The sequence below is a fragment of the Methanococcus mangrovi genome (assembly GCF_054506835.1).
In genome coordinates, this window is sequence record NZ_CP197114.1 from 833,715 (window position 1) to 847,478 (window position 13,764).

Here is a 13,764-nt window from a genome sequence, read left to right on the forward strand (position 1 = left end):
ATCTAAATATTATTTAAAATAATTTACTTTTTTATTTTTTAAGGTGTAATAATGCTTTTTAGTGATTTTTGTAAAATTCTTGATAAAATTGAAAAAACTACAAAAAGACTTGAAAAAACGGACTACTTCGTTGAATTAATCGATTTTATCAAAAATAATGGAAAGCCCGAAAATTTAAAACAAGTATCCCAAATCACGATTGGAAGGGTTTTTGCGGAATTTGAAAATAAAGAGATTGGGATTGGTCCAAATTTATTGCTCGAAGCAGTAAAAACAACTGGAATTTCTGAAAAAGATTTAAAAGCAAAAATTAAAGAAACTGGAGATATTGGAATTGCTGTTGAAACTTTAAGTTCGAATATAAAACAGGTTTCACTATTCAGCCAGCCACTAACGCTTGAAGAAGTATACTCAACGTTAAAAAAACTCTCTAATATTGAAGGAAATTCTTCTCAAAAGAAAAAAATAAGGATAATTTCAAATCTGCTGATTTTATCAAATCCTGTTGAATCAAGATACATTTCAAGACTTATTTTAGAAGACATGAGAATTGGGATGAATATTCCAACAATTTTAGCCGGATTTTCAAACTATTTTAATGTTAACAAGGAAAATATCGAAAAAACATATGCTGTAACAAACGATATTGGGTTACTTGGCGAAAAATTAATTTCTGGAACTGAAATTGAAAGCGATTCTGAATTGCAGTTAAAAGTATTCAGGCCAATAAAACCAATGCTTGCGCAGTTGACTCCGTCGATTGAAGATGCAATGATTGAAACGAAAATGCCCCAGTTTGAAACTAAATACGACGGTGCAAGAGTTCAGGTGCATAAATCAAATGGCAATGTAAAAGTATACAGCAGAAGGCTTGAAGATATTACAAATTCGGTTCCCGAACTCGTTGAAGAGATTAAAAAAATCGATATTGACGAGATTATTTTAGAAGGGGAATGCGTTGCAATGGACCTTTCAAATGGAAAGCCAAGACCATTTCAGGATATTTTAAGAAGGTTCAGGCGAAAATACGATATAGATAAAATGGCAGAAAAAATAGCTTTAAGGATATACTTTTTCGATGTGTTATATTATAAAAAGGGCTTAATTGATACGCCGTTAAAAAATAGGCGGGAAATTTTAGAAAATTTATTTGGAACTAATAACTGGGATACTGAAATAGAAAAAATCGAAAAAGAGATTTTTTCAAACAAAATGCTATTTTCGTCGTTTAAATTAAATAGTGATAATCCAAAACAGGTAAAAGAATTTTTTAACTGGAGTTTGAGTATTGGACATGAAGGAATCATGATTAAAAACCCTGATGCACTATATACTCCGGGAAGCCGTGTTAAAACAATGTATAAAGTTAAACCAACATTAGAAAATCTTGATGTTGTTGTAACTCGTGCAAAAATTGGAATGGGAAAAAGAAAAGATTGGTACGGCTCATATGAACTTTCAGTAAAAGATGATGAAGGCAATTTACACGTTATTGGAAACGTTGGAACTGGACTTACCGAAGATGATCTTGAAAGACTCACAAAAATTGTCAATGAAATAAAAATTGAAGATTTGGGCGAAGAAGTAATATTAGAACCTAAAATAGTGCTTGAAGTAACGTATGAAGAAATTCAAACCTCTGAAAAATACGAAATGGGTTATGCATTACGTTTTCCAAGAGTCGTTGAGATAAGGGAAGACAAATCTATAAATGACATTAATACATTAGATGATGTGAAGAAAATATACGAAATAGAACGAAACAGAAAATAATTTTTTTATAAAAGGTGATTATATGGCAATTCACCCTATCGATTTTAGATACGGAACTCCTGAAATGAAAAAAGTATGGGAAGAAGAAACAAAACTTCAAAAAATGCTTGAAGTTGAAGCAGCACTTGCTTTAGCAGAATCTGAACTTGGAATGATTCCAAAAGAAGCTGCAGAAGAAATAAACAGAAAAAAATCAACCGAATTCGTAAAACTTGAAAGAGTAAAAGAAATTGAAATGGCAACAAGGCACGACGTAGTTTCAGTTGTAAAAGCTTTTGCTGAACAGTGCGAAGGAAATGCTGGAGAATACATTCACTTTGGTTCCACTTCAAATGATATTATTGATACTGCACAGTCCCTTCAATTTAAGGATGCTTTTGAAGTTTTAGAGGAAAAATTAAAAACTTTGAGAGGAGAACTCTTAAAAAAAGCAGAAGAACACAAAAACACGGTTTGTATTGGAAGAACACACGGACAGCATGCAGTTCCAACTACTTACGGAATGAAATTTGCACTTTGGGCAGTAGAAATTCAAAGACATATTGAAAGACTCGAAAGCTCTAAAAAAAGACTCTGTGTTTCAATGATTACTGGTGCAGTTGGTACAATGGCGGCAATTGGTGAAAACGGAATTTTAGTTCATAATCGAGTTGGAGAAATTTTAGAACTCGATCCCGTTTTAATTTCAAACCAGGTCGTTCAAAGAGACAGACATGGCGAATTCATGGCTGTTTTAGCATTAATTGCACAAACTTTAAATAAAATTGGAATTACCGTAAGAAGCATGCAAAGAAGTGAAATTAAAGAATTAGAAGAAGAGTTTGATGCTTCAAAACAGACCGGATCATCCACAATGCCGCACAAAAGAAATCCAATTACTTTTGAACAGATTTGCGGGCTTTCAAGAATTGTAAAAGCAAATGCACTTGCAGAATTTGATAACATTCCGCTTTGGGAAGAAAGAGATTTAACAAACTCATCTTCAGAAAGATGTCTTTTCCCAGAGTCATGCGTACTTTTAGACCACATAATAAATCTTTCAATAAAAGGAATGAGAAAATTAAGTGTAAATCTTGAAAATGTTAACAGAAACCTTGAAATGACAAAAGGGCTCATCATGGCTGAAAGAGTAATGATGTTTTTGGCAAACAGCGGAATGGGCAGACAAACAGGCCACGAAACCGTTAGAAAATGTGCAATGAAAGCTCATGATGAAGGAAGACACTTAAAAGAAGTACTTTTGGAAGAACCTGAAGTCATGAAATACGTTTCAGTTGAAGAAATTGATAAAATGTTTGATTATAAAACATACATTGGTTTAGCCCCTGAAATTGTAGAAAATGTACTCAAAGAAGCTAAAAATTGGGAATAATTTAAAAAACTATTTTTATTTTTAATTATTTTTTGCTGCTATTTTTAAAATTTATTTTAACGAATTTAAAAAAGAAATTATTCAAATTTGTAGTATACTTTTGAGCCGTCTTCTGAAGAATACATTGAAACGAGTTCATCATTTAAATAATAATTTACCACGATTACCGAGTTATCCGAAAGTATTCCCGAATTTTTAATCGATTCAACAATACATTTACCATAGCAGTCTGTATTCCAGTTCGTATTTAATGTTACCGAGCCGATAAAGTCTTTATTTACGCTAACACTTATTTCCGACCACGTGTTTTCCGAATTATTTATTTCTAAAATCTTTCCACCGGAATTTGTTATAATGGAATTAAATGCGTTTAAAACCTCTTCTCTCTGGTCTTTATCATCAGAGCTGTAATTTGAATTAATACACGCACAAAAAGACATTAACACTAAAACAATAGCTAAAATCCCGGAAAATAATCTAATCTTTTGCATAATATTCACCCCCATAATTATTCAATAGTATGTCAAAGGAGTATATAGTTTTTTCGATTAATCGGGACTTAGAGGTCATAATATGATATCTATTACAATTCCAATTAGCCCGCTTAAGATTATTATTCCAAAAACATAAATTAACGCAATTTTTTTGCCGTAGACCTTTAACATTGCTAAAATCATTGGAAGGCCTATTGAAGGGGCTGAAATTAAAAATGATAAAATAAGACCTCTTGGAACCCCATTAACCGCCACTGAACTGATTAGGGGAATCATCGCGTTCGGGCATAAAAATATAAATATTCTTGCAACGGATGCGTAAAAATACATCATGAGGTTATTTGAAAGAGCATATAATATTATGTCTTTTGGAATAAAAGACATCATAAACCCGGAAATTAAAAAACCAATCATTATTGCGGGCATTAAGTTCGCCATCTGCTTGAAAAGTACTTTTAAATATGTATCATCCGGTTTTATGTTATTTTCTTCAAAATAAAACGGTATTTTATAGTTATAAAATAAGATTCCGATAAAACAGGCTAAAATCATTGATGCTAAAATCTGCATTAACGCTATTTCCCACCCTAAAAGAGAATATGTAAGCATTACCCCAAGCGGGGTTATTGATGAAGCAGAAACTATAAAAGACATTGTAATTCCAAGATTTGTTCCTTTAGAATTCATTACATTTGCAACAGGAACTCCGCTTGCAGAACACAGGGGTAGTACTGCCCCGATTAACGATGCAACTACTATCGACTTTTTTGAGTTATCCAAAATATGAACAAATTTCTGCCTTAAATTTCCTTTTAATTTTACTTTCATATAAGCAGATATTAAAAATCCAAAAAGTATGTATGGAAACGCATTTGCGAAAAAATTGAAAGAATGTTCAATTGATATAAAAATTGCATCAGTTTGTATCATGCTTTCCACATTTTGTACAGGTGTGTTCTTTTACTGTTCTTATTCCTTTTTTCGTGAGTTGAATCGTGGTCCCATATGGACAGACATACCTACACCAAAATCTCGGAATAATGACACCCAAAACGATTGCACCAAGAACGAGTAAAAGCCTTGCATAGTATGAGTTTCCGCCTGCGAGCAATGAAAGCCTGATTGAGTCCAAAAGTTCCCCTGCATGGATTGGTACATAAAATCGAGGATTTCCATTGATTATCGCAATAATTACAAACAAAAATACAGTCCATTTGAGTAAATCGAGTATTATTTTCATTTCTAATGATAACTTTACAGGTTTTTTAGAAATTTTCATTTTTATTTTATAAAGTATATCATTTAAAGTTCCAAGGGGGCATAACTTCCCACAAAAATCAACTCTTGTAATTGCAACATAACCAAGAAGTGCTCCAAAGATTAAACGCCTGTAATTTTTTGAAGGGCAGTCTATAACTGGACATAAATCACATACTAAAAAAGGAATTGTGTAAGGGCATCGGAATATAACAAGAAATACTGATGGAATTGCAACTAAAAAAAATCCATATTTTACAATATTAAAAAAAGTAGTTTTTTTGAGTTTAGATTTAAGTTCAAATTTCTTTTCTGTCAAATTACCACCTGTGTAAATTAAAAATAAATTAAAAATAAAAAAATAATAAAATTAGTTATTTAATGAAAGATATTCTGGATAGTAATTATTGTACAATTCCTGCCCTTGTTCTGAATTTACAGGAATAAATCCGTGATCTGCAAGAATAGCCTGTGCTTTATCAGTAAGTACAAATTCTTGATATTTGTATGCAAGTTCAGCGTGTTCTGTATAGTTCATAACACCGACAGTAAATATTCCGATTTGTGGAGTCATTGTTTCTCTTGGAAGGTCAATAACTTCAATATTTCCAGCAATACCTGTTAAAGTAGTACATCTTCTTTCAACAAGAGCAGCGTCTGCATTTCCTGAAGCAACATCGCTTAACATTTTTCTGTAGCAATCGTAATCTTTTGCGCTTTTTTCATAGATTGCGTTGATTGATTCTGCTTCTGGAGCCATTGCTTTTAAAGCAGGTATTGATGATTTTGAGTTTGTGTAAACTTTAACATCTTCATTTAATAAATCTTCAATTGTTGAAACGTTTTTAGGGTTCCCACTTGGAGTTATGATAACCCAGTCTGTAAACTGGTAAACTTTGTAATCTGGATTCATTAATCCTGCATTTGCTAAAACTTCGGAGTGAGTAACAGATCTTGGTAAAAATACGTCAGCATAAGCGCCGTCTTCTAAAGCTTTCCTCAATTTTCCAGCAGCTGCTCCTGTAAATCTAATTTCACAATTGTATTCTTTCTCAAATTCTGCGTTTACATCAGCTAAAGCTTCAGTAGGTCCACCACAACTGTATACTGTTAATACTTCTATATCTCCAGGCTCTGCAGCACTTGAACTGGATGTACAACCGCTAAACATTACGGTGAGTGCCACAAGTCCAACCAATAAAATAGCATATTTTGAATTCATGTAGTTACCTCATTAATATTTTTAATAGCTATTTGAATAATGCATCTCATGACTATTGTATCAATATACTATTTATCTCTTATTTTTTCGCACATATGCTCCAAATTAGTCATTAACTATCAAAATATGTCGCAATTAATTAATATTTTTAATAATCATATTCCGGAATAAGTATATAATTAGTAAAATATAATTGATTTAAAACAAAATTGTGAAAAAATGAGAGTTGTTGTAGTTTCTGACGGGCCTTTTGGGGAAAGAGCGTACGATACGATTAAAAAAGAATTTGAATGTGAATATCTTATCTTAAATATTCCAAAACCAGAGTCTATTGACGATTTTACAGAATTTCCAAACGAACAGCTTGCAAAAATAAAATCTGCTGACATTTTGATTACATACATACTAAATCCAGACATTACAATCGACCTTATCGAACAGGTTCGCAAATGTGTTAGATTCACAATAGTTGGGGCTTGGAAAGGAAAAGGATTAAAAAACCAGCTTGAATCTTTTAAAAACGTGATATGTCCTGACATCATGTGCGAGCTCGTTGAAAATGGAAACGAAATATTTGATGAATTCGTGTCGAAATTTGGAAAACCTGAAGTTGAAATTAAAGTTGAAAATAACATTGCAACAGAAATAAAAGTTATAAGGGGCTCTCCATGTGGCGGTACAAACTTTGTTGCTAAAGATTTGATTGGACAAAATATTTCAGATATTTCAACAAAAGCAGGGCTTAGAATACAGCACTATCCTTGTAGGGCGGGAAGAATTAGACTTTTTTCGGATGAAGAAAGTGGAAGATATAAAGCTGCTCAATTTCATCACGACGCATTTGAAAAAGCCTTAAAAAAGAAATCAGGTGAGTAAATGAAGATTGCAATTACTGGAAAAGGGGGAGTTGGAAAAACAACATTTTCTGGAACTTTAGCCTGTATCCTATCAGAAAAATACAAAGTTTATGCAATAGATGCAGACCCGGACATGAATTTAGCATCAAGTCTTGGAATAACTGAGAAAATAACCCCGATTTCAAAAATGAAAGATTTGATAAAAGAAAGAACCGGTGCTGAGCAGGGTTCATCTTTTGGAGAAGTTTTTAAAATAAATCCTAAAACAGGTGACATTCCAGAAAAAGTGTCAGTAAATTACGATGAAAAAGGGAATTTAAAAATAATGGTCATGGGAACTGTTGAAAAAGGAGGAACTGGCTGTGTCTGTCCTGCATCAGTTCTTTTAAAAGCACTTATCAGAAATTTAATTTTGAAAAAAGATGAAGTTGTAATTTTAGATATGGAAGCTGGAATCGAACATTTGGGCAGAAAAACCGCAGAAGCTGTCGATGTAATGATTATTGTTTCAGAAGCAAGCTCAAAATCTATGGAAACCGTTGAAAGAATTAAAAAACTTGCAGAAGAAATTGGAATTAAAAAAATCGTCTGTGTTTTAAATAAAATTTCAAATGAAACTGAAAAAAGTTTTGCAAGTGAAAATTTAAATAGAATCGGCCTTGAAATACTCGGATGCATTCCTTATGACCCAGAAGTTTCTGTTGCAGATATGAAAAGAGAACCTCTTGTTAGTTATAAAAATTCAAAAGCACAGAACGAAATTAGAAAAATTTCAGAAAAAATAATGAATCTTAAAAATTAAAAAATTATAATTCTGTAACAATTATTTTATGCCCTTCCAAATCCAAAGCATTGAATTTAGCCTTGATTTCTTTTTTATTGTTTAATATATCGTAAAGTTCTAAATTGTTACCATTTACGACTATTTTCATAACATCAGCCATTACTACAGTACCATCGTCCAAATAAACTGTTGATTCACACATAAATATCGCCTCTGTTATTTTTAATTAATCTTATCTGCTTATTGTTTAAAATACTTTTATAAATTATTAATTAATTTAAAATCCAATAAAATTAAAAAAAGGACGTTATTCATCTTTGTACATTTTTAAGGACTCGATAACAACGTCCATGTGTGATTTTTCTCTTTTGAGTTCTTCTAAATCCTCTACAGAGAATAACTTCAAAACATTGCTTTTACATGCTTCGACACATGCTGGAAGCATCAAATCTGTTTCCATGCAAAGCGTACATTTTTGAACCGATTTATTATCTTTATTTATTGTAAGTGCTCCAATAGGACATGCAATCATGCAAAGCCTGCATAAAATACAGGATTCTTCGTCAACTACAAGTGCACCATCCAATTCTTCGATAGCATTTACCGGACAGACCTGTTTACATGGCGCTTTGTCAGGATGGCACTGTAAACAAAACATGGGGATTGATTGAGTTTTAATAGCTCTTGCAACCCCGTGCTGTTTTTTGCATGCTTCGATACAGTCGTTACATTCTGTACATTTTCTTGCGTCAATTACCATTAATGATTTCATGAAATCACCATATCTTTGCTAAGAAAGCAGGGACTTCCGAGGAATCTCTTGTACCAACAATAACTTCCCATCCTGATTGGTCTTCTATATCTCCAGATACGGATGCTGCAAGTCCGGGGATGATTAATTTTTTGTGGTTAACTAATTTTTCAATTCCTGTTTCTTTCATGAGCTCAGCTGCTGCTTTTCCATTAAACTGTCCACCTGCAACGGACACATCAACTGCTCTTCCACCAGTATCAAGTACAAGTAAATAGCAGTTTACTTTTCCAGACTTCAAATCTCCTGCAACCGTATAGTATGTTAATGCAAAGTTTGTAGTCATGATTACAGGTGAATTTTCGTCAACTGTTCCAAATTCGTAGATTTTTGCTTCAACAGACTGCGGTTTTCTTGGGTCAGTGTACAAACTCTGTCTCAAGGTTAAAACTGGCATCATTTCCCAGATATCTACACCGTGTAATATCATAACATCAGCATATCTGTTCATGAGTGCTGCCGCAGTTGTTGCTTCTTTCATTTTTGTTAATATTTCGTCTTCTTCTGGATTTATCCAGCAAACTGCAGGAACTGCCAAAATTGGGAATCTGAAATCGTCGTCTTTTTCTTCAACTGCCAGTCTTCTTATCATGATGAAGTTGTCCATCGTGTCCCCGATTGCTTCACCAATGTAAGTTCCAGGGTCTAAAACTATATCTTTAACACCAGATTCTCTCAATTTTCTTGAAAGTTGCTTCATTTTTTCAAGATCGTTCTGAACGAATAATGAAATCGGACAGTTGTGTTTTAATGCTAATTCTGACATTTCATCGATATTGTTTTCGGTTGCTGCATAAATTAAAGGTCTTTTTGATCCAATTACATCAAGTGCAGCTTCCATTGATTTTGGGTCGAATGAACAGAGAATTACTGGAATTCCTGAATCTTTTAATTTTTCTGCAGCTTTTTTGAATTTTTCAGAATCCCCTGATTTATTTCTCAAAGCTACTGCATCCAATTTAAGAATTTCACCGGTTCTTTCAAATTCCAAGTTTTTGATTTTCACCAATTTCTGATCAAATTCTGCGTCATCCATATCGTCGCTTAAATCAACTGCAATTGCTGTTGGGTTGTAGTATGTAAGTTCGTATCGGTATAATACTTCGTCTCCACCAATTGTTACTGCTTTGTCACCAGTTCCAATCTTAATTTCTTTTACTGCTGGAGCGAGCATGTTTGCTAATTTTTCAAAGTCAGCACCTTTAAGTTGTGGACAGGCTGAAAGTTCTGCTTCCTTTTGGGAGAGTTTAGCTGCGAATGCCATACATGATGCTTCGCCACATTTTCCACAGTTTGTCTTAGGAAGTAATTTGTAAATATCCATTGCTGTAACTTTCACTTTTAAAACCCCCTTAGAATTTATTTATCCAGTCGGAAATATCCTGGGATTCTTTTGATTTGTATTCGTAAGTGAGTGTTGTTCCGATTTCTTTCAAGGTTTTAACTGAAAGTGGGTGCAACATCATGAATATGTCAACTCCACAGAGCATCATTGTAAGACCTGTGACAACTTCCCAAATAGGTCCTCTGTACTTTGTAGGTCCCCATTCGTCTTTTTTCATCCAAGCTTCTCTTGAACCCCATGCATTAGTGGTTCCAGAAGACATCGGCATCTGTAAAATTTCTTCTCCTTTCAAAGCAGAAAGTCTTGTTCTTGTCATTACGTCAATTGAAAACTCGATACCATAACCAAGAGCACATGTTGTTGGATCCATTACAATATCGTTATGGGTTAAACCCTCCTTCATGAGTGCTTTGTTCAATACTTTCTGCATGTTTATATCGGAAATTGCCCATGAAAGTACTGCATGGTCGTGTTTAACTGCAGCCTGTGCAATTTTTTGGTAATCCAAATCAAGGTTTGCTGAAGCCAAAAGACATCTTTCACCATCTGCAACTTCTGCAGCCATTTCAAGAACAAGCGGGTCTTTTTTAGGATTACCTGAACCACCAATTACTAAAGGAACTTTTACTGCCTGCAAAACTTCTTCTAAATCTTTTGCTGCATCTTTTAATGATTTATCTTTAACTTTTGGGTCAGTTCCGATCAAGTGAAGTGTAATCATATCTGCGCCAAATTCTTTAACGGCTTTTTGTGCCCATTCTCCAGGGCTGTGCATTACATCTTCAAAGTTTTCTTTGATTGGTCTTGGAAGCCCATTCATTGGAATATCAAATACATCGAAAGTAACAGTTGGTGCATTTGGTTGAGGTTCTTCAAATCTGTAAAGACTGGTCTGTCCACCAAGTTTAACGGTTTTTCTGTTTTTTCCGCCGAGTTTAACTTCGTTTACTTTTCCAGCGTAGTCTTTTACAGGGTATTTAAATTCAATCTGACTTTCGAATTCTTTTTTAGCTTCAATTTGTTTTTCAACAACTTTTTGAACGACATTTTGTAGTGTAGGCATTATGGTAAGTTCCAACTCATCTACATCCATTCTAAACTCGTTTATTTCGATCGAATCGGTTTTTTCGAGTAATTTTAGAATCTGTGACATCGTATCCATGATTTCACATCCAATTATCATAATATTTTTTCAACGATTTTTGAAACGGAAATTACAGTCTCTGAATCATCTGGAAGCTCAAATAATGGTTTTCCTTCCATATCATAACCTGCTGTAATTTCGTCGTCGTATATTATTCCAATAATGTCTAAACCAAAGTCCTTAACTTTTTCACGAACATTTTCTTCGTTTTCTGGTTTTATCCGGTTTAACACAAGGTATAAATTTTTAAAGCTGATATCTAATTCTTTTGCAAGCTCTTTTATTCTGTTAGCAGTTAAAATTCCTCTTTTTGATGAATCAGTAACTACAAGTAAGGTATCAACATTTTGAGTAGTTCTTCTGCTCAAATGTTCGAGTCCTGCTTCTGTATCGATTACTACAATATCATAATTTGAAGAAACCGTTTCAATGATTTTTCTGAGCATGTTATTTACAGCACAGTAACAGCCACTTCCTTCAGGCCGGCCCATTACAAGAAGGTCAAATTCTGGCGTTTCTATAATTGATTCCATGATTTTATAGTCTAAACTATTCCACATATCCATTTCTGGAGATGTATTTCCAGATTTAACTTCTTTTTTCAACTCCTCCCTTGCATCTCCAACGGTTTTTGTCACTTCCACTCCAAGAGCTTCAGGGAGATTGGAATCCGGATCCGCATCTATCGCCAAGATGTTTTTTCCACTTTTAGTAAGATTCCTAATTATTAAAGATGAAAGAAGAGTTTTTCCAACTCCGCCTTTTCCAGTAACTGCGATAATCATTTTTAACAGCCTATTTCTTTTTTATGATAATTTTTTCAGCGTAAATTTTCGCATTTTTAAGTATAATTTTAATTCCGCCAGATGTAGGAATTGCCATTTCAGGAATCTGTGCAAATTGAACGAGTTCTCCTGCAGGTTTTGACTCAACTTCTTCCACTTGTTCTTCAACAGGTGCTTCTAATTCAGCAATTCTTTTGAGAACAGGGTGATCTTTTTCTGTCAGGAATTTTTTTAGATTGTGAATGCTTGAAACATCTTCTTCAGTTGCAATTTTGTCCCTTAATTCTTCAGGAATTGATTCGAGAACTTTTTCCTTGATTTCTTTTGGAAGCCAGACGATTCTTTCGTATCCGCCATCAGCTTGTAAGAATTTTGGTGATCTCATGTACTCGACACAAAGACCTGCAAATCCTTCAACCTGTTTTCCACCGGAACACTGTCCTGCCATTGCAGAGAATGGAATTCCCATCGGTGTGTCTCCCTTGAAATCCCTGTGAACAATTCCAATTCCATCTACTTCTGGAATGTAAAATGCTACAGCTTCAAAGCAACCGCATGACGTGTGCGGGTGTCCAAAAATACTGTGTAAATATACTTTGTCAAACGTACTCTGCGATTTATCTGCAACAGTTGCATTTAATGCAGTATATTCTCCCGTAACTGGGTCTAACAGGTCTCCTTTTGGAACTTCAAATATTGGCCCTTCTGGATCAATTTTTGCAGCAGCTCTACAGTCAAACCAGTTAATTCCACCACATAACGCTGGTCTATCAGGCGTGATTATACAGACGTGAGTTGGAGCAAATGATTGACACATGATGCATCCATAAAATACATCAACGTCTTCTTCACTCAAATCCCGTGCTTTACTATCCCGTGCTTGGTATTCTGAAACTGCTTTTTCAACGAATTCTTTTACTTTTTCTTCTTCAGTAAATATCGTGATTGAAATTGCTTCAATAATTGGGAATTCGTCTTTAAAGAGTGTCGAAAGAGCCTGTCCAAGATGTTTCAATTCAAAGCCTTTTGAATGGGAATCTTTACTTATTCTACACCAGATTTTGTCCCTTTGGTTTAAGTGCATGAAACCTTGAACATAGTTGCAGATTTCGTGCATTCTTCTTTCAATTACTCCTTCAAGGTCTTTTTCAAGTTTTTCTCCAGAAACTTCCATTAATATACCAAATGGGTAGATTTTTCCTTCTTCCATGTCTTTAAGCTCTGGACCGATAACTTCAACTTTTCCATCTTCCACATTGTCAGAAACTAAAACTAGCTCTGCACCAACTGATTTGGGCCCCGCAAGTTCTACGAACATGTTTGCTGCCCTTATTCTTTCTCCTTCATACATCGGACTTATTTCAACAGGTATGTCTCCAAACATGAGTATCTCCCTTAAATTTTTGACATTTTTTCTAAATATTTTGTCCATTCGGAATCAGACATATTGGGAAATGATGCATCCGCATTTGAATGAAAGTATTTACAAAGTGTCACTGTTTTCAAATGTGGCGCAAAATGTTTAAGTGAGGAAAGGCCTTGTGATGCAAGGTAGTATGTAATCCCGATAAATAATACAAGGTCATATTGCCCCTCACCAGCTATTCCTTTCCATTCGGGGTCTTTTAACAGATTTACAATCTCTATTGTACCATATCTTTTAGATTTTATGCCTTTTTCAGTCAATATCTTGTAAATATTTCCAGTAGCCACCACAGGTAAATCCCAAACATCCACAATGTTTTTACATAGTGTTATTAATTCTTCGTCTTCCCGAATAAGCGATCCTATCACGAAGAGAGGATTTTTAGCCTTTTTTAGCATCATTTTTGCAATTGCAGGAGTTACAAGCATTCCATGTTTTGGACCCGCAATTACGGTTGGTTGCCAGGGGGTAGTTCTATCTCCATCCATATTTTC

At 34.2% G+C, this 13,764-nt stretch carries 15 protein-coding genes; 4 read left to right on the top strand and 11 right to left on the bottom strand.

The window, feature by feature from the left end:
- Positions 1–51: 51 nt before the first annotated feature.
- Both ACS5L2_RS04515 and purB read left to right on the top strand, forming a co-directional pair.
- Positions 52–1,773 (top strand): ATP-dependent DNA ligase, encoded by a 1,722-nt coding sequence (locus tag ACS5L2_RS04515; RefSeq protein ID WP_459202577.1) that lies wholly within the window; start codon positions 52–54, stop codon positions 1,771–1,773.
- Between the two features lie 22 nt (positions 1,774–1,795).
- Positions 1,796–3,145, top strand: a complete 1,350-nt coding sequence (purB, locus tag ACS5L2_RS04520; RefSeq protein ID WP_459202578.1) for an adenylosuccinate lyase — start codon at positions 1,796–1,798, stop codon at positions 3,143–3,145.
- A gap of 77 nt (positions 3,146–3,222) precedes the next feature.
- On the opposite strand, the gene ACS5L2_RS04525 is transcribed toward purB, so the two are convergent.
- From ACS5L2_RS04525 to ACS5L2_RS04540, 4 genes are all read right to left on the bottom strand, one after another.
- On the bottom strand, positions 3,223–3,636 hold the full coding sequence (locus tag ACS5L2_RS04525; protein ID WP_459202579.1) for a hypothetical protein: 414 nt from the start codon (positions 3,634–3,636) through the stop codon (positions 3,223–3,225).
- A 75-nt stretch (positions 3,637–3,711) separates the two neighbouring features.
- Positions 3,712–4,569 carry a permease gene (locus ACS5L2_RS04530; RefSeq protein WP_459202580.1) on the bottom strand — a complete coding sequence of 286 codons (858 nt, stop codon included), beginning with the start codon at positions 4,567–4,569 and terminating at the stop codon, positions 3,712–3,714.
- Complete coding sequence (locus ACS5L2_RS04535; RefSeq protein ID WP_459202581.1) at positions 4,556–5,215, bottom strand: 4Fe-4S binding protein; 660 nt, start codon at positions 5,213–5,215, stop codon at positions 4,556–4,558. The genes ACS5L2_RS04530 and ACS5L2_RS04535 overlap by 14 nt, the downstream gene beginning before the upstream one ends.
- Positions 5,216–5,266: 51 nt before the next feature.
- Positions 5,267–6,118, bottom strand: coding sequence for a substrate-binding domain-containing protein (locus ACS5L2_RS04540; RefSeq protein ID WP_459202582.1), 852 nt, complete (start codon positions 6,116–6,118; stop codon positions 5,267–5,269).
- A 219-nt stretch (positions 6,119–6,337) separates the two neighbouring features.
- Between ACS5L2_RS04540 and ACS5L2_RS04545 the strand changes: the two genes are divergently transcribed.
- Together ACS5L2_RS04545 and ACS5L2_RS04550 are read left to right on the top strand one after the other, a co-directional pair.
- Complete coding sequence (locus ACS5L2_RS04545) at positions 6,338–6,994, top strand: DUF166 domain-containing protein (protein ID WP_459202583.1); 657 nt, start codon at positions 6,338–6,340, stop codon at positions 6,992–6,994.
- Positions 6,995–7,777: an ATP-binding protein gene (locus ACS5L2_RS04550; protein ID WP_459202584.1), complete on the top strand. Its 783-nt coding sequence runs from the start codon at positions 6,995–6,997 to the stop codon at positions 7,775–7,777.
- Positions 7,778–7,781: 4 nt separating this feature from the next.
- On the opposite strand, the gene ACS5L2_RS04555 is transcribed toward ACS5L2_RS04550, so the two are convergent.
- The 7 genes from ACS5L2_RS04555 to cdhB form a co-directional block, all read right to left on the bottom strand.
- On the bottom strand, positions 7,782–7,961 hold the full coding sequence (locus ACS5L2_RS04555) for a CooT family nickel-binding protein (RefSeq protein ID WP_459202585.1): 180 nt from the start codon (positions 7,959–7,961) through the stop codon (positions 7,782–7,784).
- Positions 7,962–8,066: 105 nt separating this feature from the next.
- The gene (locus tag ACS5L2_RS04560) at positions 8,067–8,531 is read right to left on the bottom strand and encodes a 4Fe-4S dicluster domain-containing protein (protein ID WP_459202586.1); all 465 of its coding nucleotides are present in this window, start codon (positions 8,529–8,531) and stop codon (positions 8,067–8,069) included.
- Between the two features lie 4 nt (positions 8,532–8,535).
- Entirely contained in the window at positions 8,536–9,909 is a 1,374-nt protein-coding gene (gene acsC, locus ACS5L2_RS04565) for an acetyl-CoA decarbonylase/synthase complex subunit gamma (protein ID WP_459202587.1), read from the bottom strand.
- A 13-nt stretch (positions 9,910–9,922) separates the two neighbouring features.
- The gene (gene cdhD / locus ACS5L2_RS04570) at positions 9,923–11,077 is read right to left on the bottom strand and encodes a CO dehydrogenase/acetyl-CoA synthase subunit delta (RefSeq protein ID WP_459202588.1); all 1,155 of its coding nucleotides are present in this window, start codon (positions 11,075–11,077) and stop codon (positions 9,923–9,925) included.
- A gap of 17 nt (positions 11,078–11,094) precedes the next feature.
- Complete coding sequence (locus ACS5L2_RS04575; protein ID WP_459202589.1) at positions 11,095–11,844, bottom strand: ATP-binding protein; 750 nt, start codon at positions 11,842–11,844, stop codon at positions 11,095–11,097.
- Positions 11,845–11,854: 10 nt separating this feature from the next.
- Positions 11,855–13,228 carry a CO dehydrogenase/CO-methylating acetyl-CoA synthase complex subunit beta gene (gene cdhC, locus ACS5L2_RS04580; RefSeq protein WP_459202590.1) on the bottom strand — a complete coding sequence of 458 codons (1,374 nt, stop codon included), beginning with the start codon at positions 13,226–13,228 and terminating at the stop codon, positions 11,855–11,857.
- Positions 13,229–13,239: 11 nt separating this feature from the next.
- Positions 13,240–13,758: a CO dehydrogenase/acetyl-CoA synthase complex subunit epsilon gene (cdhB, locus tag ACS5L2_RS04585; RefSeq protein ID WP_459202591.1), complete on the bottom strand. Its 519-nt coding sequence runs from the start codon at positions 13,756–13,758 to the stop codon at positions 13,240–13,242.
- Between the last annotated feature and the right edge of the window lie 6 nt (positions 13,759–13,764).